Here is a 16,634-nt window from a genome sequence, read left to right as displayed (position 1 = left end):
ATCAGGCGTAATATATATATTGGTGATAGAGCTTAAATAGCGGAGGTGCATGAGCATCACTATAATAAGCAATTAACTGTTTGCTTTTAAATTTTGGAATAAAGAAAAAAGCAACCGTTTTGAATTCTTGAATTGTAAAAGGAAAATCAAGCTGAAACAAAAATGTTTTAATAGTAGCAGTATCTGATTTTTTCTCAAAATGAACTACTTTGTCTTTACAGCAAGATGATTTTTTTTTGGCAGCAATCCCACAACATTTTTTAGTTGGTGGTGCTTCTAAAGTTTTATTTAATGAAATTGAAGATAATTTACCTCCACAATAATGCACATCAAAAGCTAATCCTACATTGGAAACCAATAGTAGAAATGCTAAAAATAAACTAGTGCATCTTTTTATATTCATATCGTTTACAAAACTAGCATTATAATTAATCCCATAAATGAAATTCTTGTTAAAAATTTAAAAATTATTTTACAATTCAAACTCCTGCCCCATTAAAGGAATAACACAATTGAAACCGTATTTCTCCTTAATCTTTATACGAAGAGCATCTGCGGGAACATTTTCTCCATGAACCAAAAACACTTTTTTAGGCTTATTTTCCAATACCGAAAGCCACATAAGTAAATCATCTTGATCTCCATGAGCTGAAAGCCCTCCTATTTCTAAAATTTTTGCTTTAACTGAAAAATATTTTCCTCGTATTTTGATTTCATTTGCTCCCTCTAATAATTTCCTACCTCGAGTACCTTCTGCTTGGTAACCAACAATTATTACGGTTGTTTCTCGCATTCCTATATAATGTTCAAAATAATTCAAAACTCTACCTCCTGTTGCCATTCCGCTTGCAGCAATAATCACTTTTGCTCCTTTATTATAAATAATATCCATTGTCTCCCGATAATCTGAAACTAAAGAAAACATCTTAGTCATACCAGTGCATTCTTCCATTGATAGTTTGTGCCATTCTTTATTATTAGTAAAGATCTCCAAAGCACTAATCCCCATGGGAGTATCTATAATATATGGCATATTCGGAATCCTGTCTTCTTTTTTTAGCTGCCACAACAAATACATTATGCTTTGCGCACGTTCTACAGCAAAACTGGGTATAATAACCGTTCCTTTTTTATGAAACGTTTTATTGATATATTTTTCAAGTTCTTCTTTTGGATCTGTATCTGGATGCAATCGGTTTCCGTATGTACTCTCTAAAAATATATAGTCTCCTTTTTTGGGTTTTTCTGGAGGAAACAGCAATACATCATCATCTCGACCAATATCTCCTGAAAAAACTAAAGTTTTCTTTTCAACTGTCAACGCAATACTACAAGCCCCCATGATATGTCCTGCAGTAGAAAAAACTGCCGAAATATCCGCTTCCAAAAGAAATGGCTCATTAATTTTAACCACTCTAAAAAGCGGAAAAACCTTCTTAGCCTGCTCTACTGTATAAAGAGGTTCTGCAATCTCATGACTAGAATATCGTTCTTCGTTAGCTTTATTCGCTTCTTCTTCCTGAATCTTAGCACTATCCAAAAGAATAAGCCTAGCAATTTCTTTTGTTGGGCCTGAGCAATATATTTTTCCTTTAAAACCCTGATATACCAATCTCGGCAACCAGCCACAGTGATCTAAATGCCCGTGGGTAAGCAACACAAAATCTATCGTTGAAGGTTGAACCGATAAAGGTTCCCAATTAAGTTCACGCAAAGGTTTTATCCCTTGAAACTGTCCGCAATCAATTAAAATCCTAACACCATTACTCTCAATCAATGTTTTAGACCCTGTAACAGTTCCTGCACCACCAATGAATTTAACTTTCATTTGATTTAAATTTAAATTACATAAAATAAAAAACTATACTTTTAAGAATACCTACACAACTCAGATGCTTCTTTTGTAATTCCTCTTATTCTTTGAGAACTCAGTCCAATTTCTTCTAAACAATTGTGATTATGCAATAACTCTTTTACCAAAATCACATCCAAAGCCAATAATTTATCTTTTTCAGCAAGCGTAAGTGTCGTTAAACAAGTGATCGGATATAAATTATTATTCTCATTCTTTGTTCTCAAATTATTATTTGCGGGGTAATCCCAACTCAATAAATTCAATCCCGAACACACTCCAAAAGTCGTTGCATCCAATGTAAATCGGTTATTTGTAACTATCCAACATTCTGAGATAGCATCTTTCTCAGAAAAAACAGTATGTTTTCTTTCTTTAAGATCATTAAATCGAGACAAGATATACATAGGTACTTTTACATCTGTAGAAGCTTCTTTTCCCATATGAAACTTACACTCGATCATTGCAATGACACTGTTTTTCTTTGTCAAAACATCTATTTCGTGTGAAACGCACTTCCCTTGTAGCGTTAAATTAGTTCTCGTTTCATAATTTTCCATCGAGAAAAGTCTGGCAATATATTTTTCGAAGTAGAAGCCAGCGGGCCCTAATAACTGAATGGCTTCTTTTAAGTTATAACGTGCGGCATGAGAATGGGATTTTTTTCTTAACAGCCTAAAAGCCATTTTATAGATTGCCTTGGTAGAAATTCCTTCATAAATTTCCTTTTCAATTATCTGTAAAACTTCCTGAACAATTAATTGATTTGCCCCTGAATTCAACAGAGACTTTTCTAATTTTTTCCTATCAAAAACAACAAAATCTCCTGATTTTTTTACAACTTTCATCTGCTTCTTGATTTGATAATTAAACAAATACAAACCGACTAATAAAGATACGAAAAAAGGGCTATTTATTTATCTTTTGATAATAAAATCCAGGAATAAACAACAGTATAAGAATTGGTTGAATTAAAAAACGACGCACATAAAAAAGCATCAAATTATTTTGATTGGCATAAAAATAAATAATACTATAAAAAGCAATAATTAAAAACAGAAAAAAAGCACCATATAAAATTGAAGCAAATTTCACCAATTCGATTTCTTTAAAAATCACATAAATTATTCCCAGTGATACAATTGTATTTAATGCGTATCGAAACAATAATCCAAAAAACAATTGAATGGAATCAAATTCAGGCAAAGGAAGCATTTTATAATCTCTTTCAAAATAAACGAGAAAAGGATCATAAAACAACTGATTTTCAAAGGCTCTTATACTTACTAAAAGAAGTACTAATCCTATCAAAGAAAGAATCTTCGATTTGTTTTGAAGAATATCATTTAGCATACTTAGAAAATTTACTTACCCAAACAATCCACAAAATAAAAACCAAACCATAAATCATTAACGGAAAAAGAACTCCATGTAATAAATGTGATTGCTCTGGAAAATAATACAATAACGCACATAATGATGCTATTCTGCAAATATTAAGAATATAAATAAAAAGACTTCCTCCTAAAATATAGAGTATAGTTGGTTTTAATTTCCCCGAAAAAGCAACTATAAAAGATACAAATAAAATAATCACACTAATTGCATTACATCCTTCTACAATTGAAGCAACCGTCTTTTGATTGTATGTTATTATAATATACGGCTCTGAAAGAATTTTATCGAATCTAACATCATTATTAAATAATTGTAACAATCGCTCAGTATGATATCCTACCAAATTTGTTATCCCATCTAACGTATCGGTGGTTCCGAAACTGCTCAAATAAAATTGATAAACTAATGTTAGCAGAATATAAGTTGCAAAAAATGCACCTATAAAAAGAAGAAAAGGTTTGTACTGGAGTAAATATTTTTTCAAGAGAAATTTTTAACAAATTTATGTATTTTTTGATTTGGCTTTAAATACTTTTGTATAAAAACTAAATAAGATGACATTTCAAGAATTACAACCAAAAATAACTGCAATTGTAGCAGATACAAATTACTCAAGAGACGAAAAACTATTAAACATTTGTCAATTATTAAGTGACAATGTAGATTATTACAACTGGGTTGGCTTTTATTTTGCCAATCACGAAAACAAAACATTGCATTTAGGCCCGTATGTAGGAGCTGAAACTGACCACACTGTGATTCCTTTTGGTAAAGGAATTTGCGGTCAAGTTGCCGTTTCTAACGAAAATTTTGTGGTACCAGATGTTGCTGCTCAGGATAATTATATTGCCTGCAGCTTTACTGTAAAATCAGAAATTGTAGTTCCTTTATTTGTTAACGGACAAAACATTGGACAAATCGACATTGACAGTCATGTTTTAGATCCATTTACTGAAGCTGACGAAAAGTTTTTGGAATTTGTAAATCAAGAAGTTGCTAAGTTATATTAAAACCACAACCACATTTACTCTGTTTTAAAAACATTATATACATGAAATTTCGTCTTCATTATAATTTTACGATTGCCTTTTTTTTATTACTAACTACACAATCATTCGCACAAAGTCCCGTAGCTCAAAACAAAATGATTTACTTGGATTCTACATATACAGAAGCCACAGAAGAAAACTATAAATACATTAGAATCGTCGAGGAATATTTTCAGGACAAAAAAATTTATGTCTTTAAAGATTATTATAAGTCCAAAACATTAAAAATGGTTGGAACGTCAACCGATAAAGATTTTTTAAAAAGAGAAGGTCAGTTTGTCTATTACTATGAAAACGGTAAGAAGAAATCAGCCGTTAGCTATGTAAATTCAAAAAAAGAGGGAAAAGAATTCAATTGGTATGATACTGGTCTTTTAAAATCTGAAATCGAATATTTTAAAGATAAAAAAGGAGAAGTTCTTTTTAAAGTTAATAATTACTGGAACAAGCAAAACGAGCAAAAAGTAATATCAGGGAATGGGGATTGCAAGGTAGAAGATGAAAATTACGAAAGTAGTGGAAAAATAAAGAATGGTTTCCCAGACGGTATTTGGAAAGGAAATAATCTAAAAAGCAAATTCAGCTTTACTGAGAAGTATGAGAATGGCGAATTAATTTCTGGTGTAAGTATCGATTCTTTAAATATTGAGCATCCTTACAAAGTTATACGCGAACAACCAAGTTATAAAAATGGAACAGAAGGCTTTTATAGATATATAGCTAGAGAAATGTTTATTCCAATAGATGTTAGAAATAAAGTTTTTGGTAAAATCTACTTATCTTTTGTTGTAGATACAGAAGGAAATTTAATTAATCCTAAAATAATAAAAGGAATTGGTTACGGAATAGACGAGAGCGCAATTAAATTAATTAAAGAGTCTAAAAAATGGAATCCAGGGATAGAAAGAGGGATTCCAACTAGTGTTATTTACTCATTACCTATAACAATTGCAAAAAAGCATTAATAAAATTTATTTTTCAGAAAAAAAATACTATTTTTGCACCCGTCTTACAAGAGATGTATGACATACATAAAAATCATTAAATAATATTGGAATGTATTTAACTAAAGAAATTAAAGAAGAGATTTTCGCAAAACACGGTGAAGCAACAAACACTGGAAAAGCAGAAGCTCAAATCGCATTGTTCACTTACAGAATTTCACACTTAACTGAGCACTTGAAAAAAAATCGTCACGATTATAACACTGAACGTTCATTAGTACTACTAGTAGGAAAAAGAAGATCATTGTTAGATTACTTGAAGAAAAAAGAAATCAACAGATATCGTGAGATTATCAAAGTATTGAATATCAGAAAATAATCAATATAAAAAAGAGGTGCGAAAGTGCCTCTTTTTGTTTTTTACGCAAACAAATAAAAAAAGTTTGGTTTTTCATTGGGTTTTAGGCATTAACTACGCACAACAACAACTACAACACAACTAAAACCCATTGTATAATCAAAAAGGAAAAAAATTTATGATTCCACAAGTTTCAACAGTAAGTATCGATTTAGGAGATGGCAGAAGCATCTCAATCGAGACAGGAAAATTAGCTAAACAAGCTGATGGTTCTGTAGTAGTAAGAATGGGAGATTCTATGTTGCTTGCAACAGTAGTATCTGCCAAAAAAGCAAGTCCAGTTGATTTTTTACCATTAACGGTAGATTATCGCGAAAAATTTGCAGCAGCTGGTCGTTTCCCTGGAGGTTTCTTCAAGAGAGAAGCAAGACCAAGCGACAGCGAAGTATTAACAATGAGATTAGTAGACCGTGTATTACGTCCACTTTTCCCAGATGATTACCACGCTGAAACACAAGTAATGATTCAGTTAATGTCTCATGATGAAGAAGTTATGCCAGATGCATTAGCAGGTTTAGCAGCATCAGCAGCATTAGCCTTATCTGATATTCCTTTTTCTACATTAATTTCTGAAGTACGTGTTGCACGTATCGACGGAAAACTTGTAATCAATCCTAGCCGTGCTCAATTAGAATTATCTGATATCGATATGATGATTGGTGCTTCTAAAGACTCTATCGCAATGGTAGAAGGAGAGATGAAAGAAATTTCAGAATTAGAAATGGTTGAAGCAATTAAATTTGCTCACGAAGCTATCAAAATTCAAATCGACGCTCAAGAGAGATTAGTTGAAGCTTTTGGTAAAAAAGAAACTAGAATCTACGAAGAAGAAAAAGAAGACGAAGCTATTTACGCTAAAGTAAAAGCTGCAGCTTATGATAAAATTTACGATATCGCAAAAGTAGGTTCTTCTAAACAAGAAAGAACAGCTGCATTTGCTGACGTAAAAGAAGAAGTAAAAGCATTATTTACAGAAGAAGAATTACTAGAAAATGGTGATTTAGTTTCTAAATACTTTTACAAAACTAACAAAGAAGCTGTTCGTAACGTAACCCTAGATTTAGGAACTCGTTTAGACGGAAGAAAAACTACCGAAATCAGACCAATCTGGTGTGAGGTTGATTATTTACCATCTGTACACGGATCTTCACTTTTTACAAGAGGAGAAACTCAAGCATTGGCAACTGCAACTTTAGGAACATCTAGAGAAGCAAACCAAATAGATTCTCCATCAGAACAAGGTGAAGAGAAATTCTACTTACACTATAACTTCCCTCCTTTCTCTACTGGAGAAGCAAAACCTCTAAGAGGAACTTCAAGAAGAGAAGTTGGTCACGGAAACTTAGCACAGAGAGCATTAAAAAATATGATTCCTGCTGATTGTCCTTACACTATTCGTATTGTATCTGAAGTATTAGAATCTAACGGTTCTTCTTCTATGGCTACAGTTTGTGCTGGAACATTAGCTCTTATGGATGCAGGTATCCAAATGACAAAACCAGTTTCTGGAATTGCAATGGGATTAATTACTGACGGTGAAAGATTTGCTGTATTGTCTGATATTCTTGGTGATGAAGATCACTTAGGAGATATGGACTTTAAAGTAACTGGAACTGCTGATGGAATCACTGCTTGTCAAATGGACATCAAAATTGAAGGTTTAGCATACAACATTATGGAAGCGGCATTAGCTCAAGCTCGTGATGGACGTTTACACATCTTAGGTAAAATTACCGAAGTATTGGCAGCTCCAAAAGCAACAGTTAAGAAACACGCTCCTAAAATCATTACAGTAACTATTCCTGGTAACTTTATTGGTGCTTTAATTGGACCTGGTGGAAAAGTAATTCAAGAATTACAAAAAGCTACTGGAACAACTATTGTAATCAACGAAGTTGACGAACAAGGTGTAGTTGAAATTTTAGGTACTGATCCAGACGGAATTGATGCAGTTTTACGTAAAATTGACTCGTTAACTTTCAAACCTCAAGTAGGAGAAGCTTACGACGTTAAAGTTATCAAAATGCTAGATTTTGGAGCTGTAGTAGAATATGTTGCTGCTCCAGGAAATGAAGTTTTACTTCACGTATCTGAATTAGCATGGGAACGTACTGAAAATGTAGCTGATGTAGTTAAAATGGGAGATACTTTCCAAGTTAAATACCTAGGAGTTGACCCTAAAACAAGAAAAGAAAAAGTGTCTAAGAAAGCACTTTTACCAAGACCTCCACGTGAGGAGAAAAAAGAGTAATCAGATCTTAGTTTACTAAAGGTTTATTTATAGAAAAAACCCCAATTCATTTATTTGAATTGGGGTTTTTCGCATTATAAAGATTAATCATTCTTAAAAAAATCCCTTCTCAAATTAAATAAAAAACAGAGCAGTTAGCACAAAAACAACAAATAAGCGCAATATCCTCATCTACTTTCACACAATAGGCTCTTTTACCAAAAACACAGATATATCTGTAATTACTAAGCTTTCCGAATGATTTAAGCACCTATTTTGAGTTTTCTTAAACAACCATGTTACTTCATTGTGATAAGCGTTTTTCATTTACTTGATTTTTAACACTTTACGATACGGTGTTTTGTATTTTATTAGGAATACACTTCTTTTTTATGTAAGTTTGAATGTATGCATCATTAAAATTATAGTTTTAAACAGCTGCTTTTTTTTATTAAAAAAATCTTAGCGCTCTTTTCTCGGAAGTAATTCTAATTCCGCTAGAATTGATTTTGTCGTTTTAGGAAATATCATCCTGCTTAGTTAATCAAGACAAAATAATTACAGCCATCAAAGATTTTTATCCTATCGTTTAACGATACAATCATATTTAATTACTGCGGTTTCATCGCAGTGGAAACTTTTTACATTATGAATTTTAAAGTCGGAATTATTGGAGCCGGTCCGAGTGGCCTAGCTATGTTGCGTGCGTTTGAATCAGAACAAAAAAAAGGCAATAAAATACCAGAAATCAAATGTTATGAAAAACAAGACAACTGGGGCGGAATGTGGAACTACACCTGGAGAACAGGAGTAGGAAAACACGGAGAGCCTCTACACGGAAGTATGTATAAATACCTTTGGTCAAATGGACCTAAAGAATGTTTGGAGTTTGCAGATTATACGTTCTTAGAACATTTTGGACAACCCATTTCTTCATACCCGCCACGTGAGGTACTTTTTGATTATATCGAGGGACGCATCAAGCAAAGTCAAGCCAGAAAGCACATCACCTTTAACACCGTAGCCCGATGGGTAGATTACAATAACGAAACCCAGCAATTCCGAGTAATTTTTGATGATTTAATCAATAATAAAACCTTTGAAGAGGTCTTTGACTATTTGGTAGTGGGAACTGGACACTTCTCAACACCTAATATGCCTTATTTTAAAGGAATTGAAAATTTCTCAGGATCAGTAATGCACGCTCATGATTTTAGAGGAGCAGACCAATTTAAGGACAAAAACATATTATTAATCGGAAGCAGCTATTCTGCAGAAGACATTGGCGTACAATGCTACAAACACGGCAGCAAATCAGTTACCATTTCATACCGCACAACTCCTATAGGCTCAAAATGGCCAGAAGGAATCGAGGAAGTACCTTTAGTAACCCGTTTTGATGGCAATACAGCCTATTTTAAAGATGGAACTCATAAAGAGTTTGATGCAGTAGTCCTTTGCACAGGATACCAACATAAATTCCCATTCTTACCCGATAATTTGAGAATAAAAACCAAAAACTGTCTGTATCCAGATCAGCTATATAAAGGGGTTGTCTTTAATGAACTTACAAAACTAATTTTTCTAGGAATGCAAGATCAGTATTATACGTTTAATATGTTTGATGCCCAAGCTTGGTATGCTCGAGATCTGATACTGGATAGAATAAAATTACCTACCAAGACGGAACGTACAGCAGATATCGAAAAATGGCTGCAAGGAGAAGAAGATGCAAAAACACCTTTTGATCATGTTGATTTTCAAACAGAATACATTCGGGATTTGATTAAAAGAACTGACTACCCAACGTTTAATATTGACCAAGTGGCAATAATGTTTAAAAGCTGGATTCACGACAAAGAAGATAACGTACTTACTTATAGAGATAAAATATACACCTCGGTAATGGACCAATGTAAAGCAGAAAAACACCATACACCATGGATGAAAGAACTAGATGACAGTATCGAACGCTATCTTGAAGAAGAAGTGCCTGATGAAAAGCAACTGGAGCGCACTAACTATTACTAAGCATTAACACATTCTGAATGGTTGCATCTTTTTACAACATCATTCGCATATCTATGTACATTTAAAAATTGAGGAGATTAAAACATGAGACAACTTAAAATTACCAAGCAAGTAACCAATCGTGAAACTGCTTCATTAGACAAATATTTACAAGAAATTGGAAAAGTTGACCTAATTACAGCCGAGGAGGAAGTTGAGTTAGCACAAAAGATCAAAACCGGTGATCATAAAGCATTGGAGAAATTGACAAAAGCCAACTTACGTTTTGTGGTATCTGTGGCAAAACAGTATCAAAATCAAGGATTAACGCTTCCCGACTTAATAAACGAAGGAAATTTAGGTTTGATTAAAGCTGGACAGCGTTTTGACGAGACCCGTGGTTTCAAATTTATATCCTATGCTGTTTGGTGGATTCGTCAAGCAATTCTTCAAGCATTAGCAGAACAATCCCGTATCGTTCGTTTGCCTTTAAATAAAATTGGCTCTATCAATAAAATCAATAAGATGTATGCTGTATTAGAGCAAACCAATGAGCGTGCCCCATCTGCTGAAGAAATTGCAAAAGAGCTAGACATGACAATAACCGAAGTAAAAGAATCTATGAAAAATTCGGGGCGCCACTTATCAATGGATGCACCTCTTGTAGATGGAGAAGATTCAAATCTTTATGATGTATTACGCTCTAATGAATCACCAAATCCAGACAAAAAATTAATTCATGAATCATTGAGTACTGAAATCGAGCGTTCATTAGACACACTAACACCAAGAGAAGCAGATGTAGTCCGTTTGTACTTTGGTCTTGGAAACCAACATCCGATGACACTAGAAGAAATTGGAGGAACTTTTGATTTAACTCGCGAACGTGTGCGTCAAATCAGAGAAAAAGCAATTCGTAGATTAAAACATACATCAAGAAGTAAAATTCTTAAAACTTATTTAGGCTAATACAATTTGGCTTCAGGCTTAAAATTTCATGGCACTCAAAACAACTTAAAACTTGAACCATTTTTAACGTAAACAACAGTTTGACTGACTGTTCGTTTTTTTGATTGATGATTGAAACTCCGGCTGATTACCGGAGTTTTATTTTTTATACTCTCCCTATTTTATTTTATAAAAAGCTAAATATTCTAGCAGGTTTACAATTTAAAAAATATTTTTAAATTAATTGTAACCTTTTTGTTACTTCATACGTATAACCATATGTACACTTAAAAATTGAGGAGACAAAAAACATGAGACAACTTAAAATCACCAAGCAGGTAACCAATCGTGAGACTGCTTCATTAGACAAATATTTACAAGAAATTGGAAAAGTTGACCTAATTACCGCTGACGAAGAAGTAGAGTTAGCACAGAAGATTAAAGCCGGTGATCAAAGAGCATTAGAAAAATTAACAAAAGCCAACTTACGTTTTGTGGTTTCGGTTGCAAAACAATATCAAAATCAAGGGTTAACACTTCCCGATTTAATAAACGAAGGAAATTTAGGTTTAATCAAAGCAGCACAGCGTTTTGATGAAACACGTGGTTTCAAATTTATATCATACGCAGTTTGGTGGATTCGTCAATCGATTCTTCAAGCATTAGCTGAGCAATCACGTATCGTTCGTTTACCGTTAAATAAAATTGGTTCTATCAATAAAATCAACAAAATGTATGCCTTATTAGAGCAATCTAATGAGCGTCCACCTTCTGCTGAAGAAATTGCAAAAGAACTAGACATGACAGTTAATGACGTAAAAGAGTCTATGAAAAACTCTGGTCGTCACTTATCAATGGATGCACCTCTTGTAGAAGGAGAAGATTCAAACCTTTACGATGTATTACGTTCAGGTGAATCTCCAAACCCAGATAGAGAATTAATTCACGAATCTTTACGTACAGAAATCGAACGTTCACTAGAAACATTAACTCCAAGAGAGGCAGATGTAGTTCGTTTATACTTTGGTCTTGGAGATCAACACCCAATGACACTAGAAGAAATTGGTGAGACTTTCGACTTAACTCGTGAGCGTGTACGTCAGATTAAAGAAAAAGCAATCCGTAGATTAAAACATACTTCAAGAAGTAAAATTCTTAAAACTTATTTAGGTTAATAAACCTCAAAGTCAGAAAGTCTTATGACTTTCGGATGTAAAGCAAACAACAGTTTGATTGACTGTTCGTTTTTTGATTGATGATTGAAACTCCGGCTGATTACCGGAGTTTTATTTTTTTAGTACCAGCCGAATTTCATTTTATAATTGGGCGTGCCCTTTCGTAAAACTACAGGTCGGGCTTTCGTACTCGCTTTTATTAAATAATTACACTCCGTTACATCATTTAAAAAGAGCTCAAACAAACACTCAATCCCTCACGCAAAATCATCATACAGATCAAAAAACAATTTTCTTTATGAACTTAGTATAAAAGCTTGTGAACTTTGCGGTTAAAATTCTACTTTTGCAAAAATAACACAACTACACAATGAAAAACACACTAATAGCACCGTCAGTTCTTGCAGCCGATTTTGCAAACCTACAACGTGATATCGAGATGATTAACAACAGTCAAGCCGACTGGTTTCATATTGACATTATGGATGGCGTTTTTGTTCCAAACATTTCTTTTGGAATGCCAGTTTTGGAAGCGATTAACAAACATGCTAAAAAAACCATCGATGTTCACTTAATGATTATTGATCCTGATCGATATATTAAAACTTTTGCAGACTTAGGCGCAAATATATTAAGCGTACATTACGAAGCTTGCACGCATCTTCATAGAACCTTGCAAGCTATAAAAGCAGAAGGTATGAAAGCTGGAGTAGCAATCAATCCACATACTAACATTGACTTATTAGAAGATGTTATAAACGATATTGATTTAGTTTGTATCATGAGTGTAAACCCTGGCTTTGGTGGACAATCATTCATTGAAAATACCTATGCAAAAGTAAAAAAGCTAAAAGATTTAATTACTAGAAAAAATGCATCAACTATCATCGAAATTGATGGTGGTGTGACTAATAAAAATGCGAAACAATTAGTAGAAGCCGGAGCTGATGTATTAGTAGCTGGAAGTTTCGTTTTTAAAGCCGAAAATCCAACAGCAACTATTGCAGACTTAAAAGCATTGACTTCTTTTTAATTATCAAAAGTCTATAAAAATGCTAAAGCCGAAGAGAAATCTTCGGCTTTTTTTATATTCTTAAAGAGCAACACTAGAATCTTGATTCAATGAAATTTTTGCCTTACGATATCCTGTTAAACTAATGTTTCTGTGTTTTTTAAAAAATTTATTGAGATGGCTTTCATCAGAGAAACTAAACTCATCTACAATCTCATTAATTCTCATATCGCTAAAACTCAATCGGTGCTCTATCAATCTAATTTTATAATTTGAAACAAAAGATTGTATCGTTTCTCCGCATTGATTTTTGAAATAGCTTCCCAGATATGTATCAGATATATCAAACTTCTCTGCTATGACTGAAGCCTTTAATTTTTGAGGGCTAAAAATATTAGTTTGAATATAATTAATAATTTCCAGAATTCTCTTATCTGCATTTTCTTTTATTCCAACAGGTTTTATCTTGGCTAGATTTCTTGCCGCTATCACAATCAATGCATTTACATAATGTGAAACTAAATCTTCATCATAAATATCTTTGTTTTCTATGCTATGTATCAAAGATTCAGCTATAGATCTAACAAGGAACTCATCGGCTTTATTTTTTAAAATACAACCTGATAGATGAGTGGCATAATGCAATAAACACTCAATATGATCAATACTTTTCGACTTATATTCTTTTACATACTCACTATTAAGCTTAACCAATAAAAACTCGGTCGTCGCTACAATATCAAACGTATGATAATCATTTGGCGTAAGCAACATTAAATTTCCTGCTTGATAAGAAATACGATTACCATTGATATGAAGAAATCCATTTCCAGAAATAACATAAACCATCTGAAAAAAATTAAACTTTGAATTTACAATTGGGCATTCATTAACCTTCTTATAAATTACCTCAACAGATTGATGCATATTTTCTTTTCTCATCTTGCAAAGATACTTCTTTGTCATAGAATTGTACTGAAATAATAAACATGTTCAGTTTATTTTTGCTATATCTAAATAATATTAAGAAATGAAGCAAAAATTCAACCTAACCAAAAATACAATTGCCTTAATTGCCATTTGTCTAGCCAATTTAATGTTCTCACTAGAAATTTCAAGTGTGCCCGTAATTCTACCTACTCTCGAAAAAGTATTAAATGCCAATCTCAGAGACATGCAATGGATAATGAATATTTACACCATTGGCTGTACTGCTGTTCTAATGGCTGCTGGAACCTTGGCTGATAGATATGGGAGAAAATACATTCTAATCATCACACTAATTCTATTTGGTCTTTTCTCTTTAATTTGCGGCTTAGCACAAAATGTAACCGTATTAATCATTAGTCGTTTTTTTCAAGGAGTAAGCGGTGGCGCCATGCTTATTTGTCAAGTAGCGACCTTATCCCATCAATTTCAGGAGGGCAAAGAACGTAGTAAAGCATTTGGCGTTTGGGGAATTATCCTTGGCATCGGACTGGGTTTTGGTCCTATTATTGGTGGATCAATAGTAGCCTTGCTATCTTGGCAATGGGTGTTTTTAATACATGTTCCCATAGCTATTATTGCCGCAAATCTTGTGTACAACACGGTAACCGAATCCAAAGATTCGCAAGCCAAAAAATTAGATGTTTGGGGAATGATTACATTATCTCTCTCCATTTTCGGACTTACCTATTTCATTACCCAAGGTCCTAATTTAGGGTTCTCTAGCCCAATCGCCCTAGCCAGCATCGTAATTGCCCTAATCAGTTTGATTCTCTTTCTATGGGTCGAAAAAACAAATCCTCATCCCATGTTTGATTTCTCAGTATTTAAAATCAATACCTTCTCAGGTGCTATATTTGGTTCTATTGGTATGAATTTTAGTTTCTGGCCATTTATAATTTATTTGCCCATTTTTTTTCAAAGCTATTTGGGTTACGATGTTATAACGGTAGGTCTCTCTTTGCTTGCCTATACCCTACCTACTCTAGTTATACCTCCATTTGCAGAATATCTTTCTGCTCGATATCGCTCTGGAGTTGTAATTCCTTTGGGGTTATTTACATTAGGGTTAGGTTTTATCGTCATGCGATATGGTAGCGTTGCAGAACATGCTAGCTGGTTAACCATGTTACCTGGTTCGCTATTAGCTGGTATCGGACTAGGTTTAACTAACACTCCCGTAACCAATACAACGACTGGTTCTGTTTCTAACAATAGAGCTGGAATGGCATCTGGAATAGATATGAGTGCCCGAATGATTACACTGTCTATTAATATTGCTTTAATGGGGTTTATATTAGTCGAAGGAATCTTATCTCATTTAACAACTGCATTTTCAAAATCACTAAATCAAGAAAGCTTACGCTTAATATCAGAAAAAATAGCTGCAGGGAATTTTTCATCTCTTAACCAAGATTTCCCAGAATTAGCTGCTCTGGATTCTTCAGGACAAATTGCACATGAGGCTCTTGCTCACGGTTTTGACTTAGTACTATTATATGGAGGTATTGGTGTATGGATTTTAGCTTTGATTAGTTTTAAAATTTTTAATCCTAGAGTTAGTAAAATTTAGAAACAACTATAAAACCAATTACTTAAACGGAAGCAGATTGTTTAATTTGCTTTTTTCTTGCCCCAGAATGGATTAGAATCAAGTCTCCATATATAAGCAATCTGAAAGTTTCCAGAGGACAATCCTATGTTACTATTGTTATTATCTGTAAATGAAGAAAAAATAAGATTATTAACATAGGATAACCCTAGCGACCATTTCTCTTTGTTATATCCTATTGCCATTCTTGGAAAAAATGTGGGATATATTTCTATCTTTTTTTTGCCAAAATCATTTATTCTTTCTGTACCAAAATTGGCTCCCATTGTTGCTGAACCACTAGCAAACCACTTTTCATTAATTGCCCATGTGTACGCATAACCTCCGCTTACACCAAACTGAAAATTGCGCAATGAATTCTTAGTCTTGTGTACAAAAGAACTATCCGAACCTATTTTTGTAAAATAAACACCTCCACCAAGCAAAAAACTTCCTGCCGATTTTAATTGTCTTTCATTTTGATTAAAGGCTGCTTTATAAGAGAATTTTTTATTATTGAAAACATATTGCCCAAATGCTCCATATTGTTGAATATTTATATCTGGATATAATTCTATGTTTTTGTCATTATCATCAGCAGTATAAAATCCACGATATTTTTGAATAAAAAGATCTATTATAAACTTTCGCCCATAGTTATGAATTTGAAAATCTAATGCTTTAGTCTTTCCTTTTTCTTTATCCTTCATGAAATTTAAGCCATATCCATAACTTAAATTAATTATCGTATTATTTATAGAAACTCCAAACCCTAAATTCATCGGTGTATTAGGCATAAAATCTTTAGTCTCACCTTCTACTTTTTGTTTCATCGAAATGAATTTCATTGACAAATAACTTCTTATCGAAAGGTTATTCTCAAAAGGTTTAATATAAGAACTATCGACCTGAACCTGAGCTTGGCTAAAAAAAGGAAGAATAAAAATGAGTAAAAAATAAAAATATGTTTTCATTATGCTATAAAACGAAAATTAATTACTCTTAGTACTTCCTGAAAAT

The 16,634-nt window shown here is 33.2% G+C and carries 16 protein-coding genes; 9 read left to right on the top strand and 7 right to left on the bottom strand.

The window, feature by feature from the left end; all coding sequences use genetic code 11:
* Window position 1: 1 nt before the first annotated feature.
* From LNQ49_RS16545 to xrtF, 5 genes are all read right to left on the bottom strand, one after another.
* Entirely contained in the window at window positions 2-403 is a 402-nt protein-coding gene (locus tag LNQ49_RS16545; RefSeq protein ID WP_229990128.1) for an HYC_CC_PP family protein, read from the bottom strand.
* 69 nt (window positions 404-472) lie between these two features.
* Entirely contained in the window at window positions 473-1,828 is a 1,356-nt protein-coding gene (locus LNQ49_RS16540; protein ID WP_229990127.1) for an MBL fold metallo-hydrolase RNA specificity domain-containing protein, read from the bottom strand.
* A gap of 41 nt (window positions 1,829-1,869) precedes the next feature.
* Complete coding sequence (locus tag LNQ49_RS16535; RefSeq protein WP_229990126.1) at window positions 1,870-2,700, bottom strand: ATP cone domain-containing protein; 831 nt, start codon at window positions 2,698-2,700, stop codon at window positions 1,870-1,872.
* A 61-nt stretch (window positions 2,701-2,761) separates the two neighbouring features.
* Window positions 2,762-3,205, bottom strand: coding sequence for an exosortase F system-associated membrane protein (locus tag LNQ49_RS16530; protein WP_229990125.1), 444 nt, complete (start codon window positions 3,203-3,205; stop codon window positions 2,762-2,764).
* Window positions 3,195-3,734 (bottom strand): exosortase family protein XrtF, encoded by a 540-nt coding sequence (gene xrtF, locus LNQ49_RS16525; protein ID WP_229990124.1) that lies wholly within the window; start codon window positions 3,732-3,734, stop codon window positions 3,195-3,197. The genes LNQ49_RS16530 and xrtF overlap by 11 nt, the downstream gene beginning before the upstream one ends.
* A gap of 70 nt (window positions 3,735-3,804) precedes the next feature.
* Between xrtF and LNQ49_RS16520 the strand changes: the two genes are divergently transcribed.
* The 8 genes from LNQ49_RS16520 to rpe all read left to right on the top strand — a co-directional run bounded on the left by LNQ49_RS16520 (window position 3,805) and on the right by rpe (window position 13,057).
* On the top strand, window positions 3,805-4,260 hold the full coding sequence (locus LNQ49_RS16520; protein WP_229990123.1) for a GAF domain-containing protein: 456 nt from the start codon (window positions 3,805-3,807) through the stop codon (window positions 4,258-4,260).
* Window positions 4,261-4,301: 41 nt separating this feature from the next.
* Window positions 4,302-5,264, top strand: coding sequence for an energy transducer TonB (locus LNQ49_RS16515; protein ID WP_229990122.1), 963 nt, complete (start codon window positions 4,302-4,304; stop codon window positions 5,262-5,264).
* A 91-nt stretch (window positions 5,265-5,355) separates the two neighbouring features.
* On the top strand, window positions 5,356-5,622 hold the full coding sequence (rpsO, locus tag LNQ49_RS16510; protein ID WP_129537341.1) for a 30S ribosomal protein S15: 267 nt from the start codon (window positions 5,356-5,358) through the stop codon (window positions 5,620-5,622).
* 157 nt (window positions 5,623-5,779) lie between these two features.
* Window positions 5,780-7,912 carry a polyribonucleotide nucleotidyltransferase gene (locus LNQ49_RS16505; protein WP_229990121.1) on the top strand — a complete coding sequence of 711 codons (2,133 nt, stop codon included), beginning with the start codon at window positions 5,780-5,782 and terminating at the stop codon, window positions 7,910-7,912.
* A 624-nt stretch (window positions 7,913-8,536) separates the two neighbouring features.
* A complete protein-coding gene (locus LNQ49_RS16500; RefSeq protein ID WP_346432486.1) occupies window positions 8,537-9,922 on the top strand; it encodes an NAD(P)-binding domain-containing protein in 1,386 nt (461 codons plus the stop codon).
* 84 nt (window positions 9,923-10,006) lie between these two features.
* On the top strand, window positions 10,007-10,870 hold the full coding sequence (locus tag LNQ49_RS16495) for a sigma-70 family RNA polymerase sigma factor (protein WP_229990119.1): 864 nt from the start codon (window positions 10,007-10,009) through the stop codon (window positions 10,868-10,870).
* Between the two features lie 290 nt (window positions 10,871-11,160).
* Window positions 11,161-12,024 (top strand): sigma-70 family RNA polymerase sigma factor, encoded by an 864-nt coding sequence (locus tag LNQ49_RS16490; RefSeq protein WP_026707723.1) that lies wholly within the window; start codon window positions 11,161-11,163, stop codon window positions 12,022-12,024.
* A gap of 370 nt (window positions 12,025-12,394) precedes the next feature.
* A complete protein-coding gene (gene rpe, locus LNQ49_RS16485) occupies window positions 12,395-13,057 on the top strand; it encodes a ribulose-phosphate 3-epimerase (protein WP_229990118.1) in 663 nt (220 codons plus the stop codon).
* A gap of 60 nt (window positions 13,058-13,117) precedes the next feature.
* On the opposite strand, the gene LNQ49_RS16480 is transcribed toward rpe, so the two are convergent.
* Entirely contained in the window at window positions 13,118-13,978 is an 861-nt protein-coding gene (locus LNQ49_RS16480) for a helix-turn-helix domain-containing protein (RefSeq protein ID WP_229990117.1), read from the bottom strand.
* A gap of 88 nt (window positions 13,979-14,066) precedes the next feature.
* Here LNQ49_RS16480 and LNQ49_RS16475 point away from each other — a divergent pair, with 88 nt between their 5' ends.
* Entirely contained in the window at window positions 14,067-15,596 is a 1,530-nt protein-coding gene (locus tag LNQ49_RS16475; RefSeq protein ID WP_229990116.1) for an MFS transporter, read from the top strand.
* A gap of 41 nt (window positions 15,597-15,637) precedes the next feature.
* On the opposite strand, the gene LNQ49_RS16470 is transcribed toward LNQ49_RS16475, so the two are convergent.
* The gene (locus tag LNQ49_RS16470; protein ID WP_255680810.1) at window positions 15,638-16,588 is read right to left on the bottom strand and encodes a DUF4421 family protein; all 951 of its coding nucleotides are present in this window, start codon (window positions 16,586-16,588) and stop codon (window positions 15,638-15,640) included.
* Between the last annotated feature and the right edge of the window lie 46 nt (window positions 16,589-16,634).

The sequence above is a fragment of the Flavobacterium pisciphilum genome (assembly GCF_020905345.1).
Lineage (GTDB): Bacteria > Bacteroidota > Bacteroidia > Flavobacteriales > Flavobacteriaceae > Flavobacterium > Flavobacterium pisciphilum.
The sequence above is the reverse complement of the archived record's forward strand: the minus strand, read 5'-3'. Positions and strand labels throughout refer to the sequence as shown.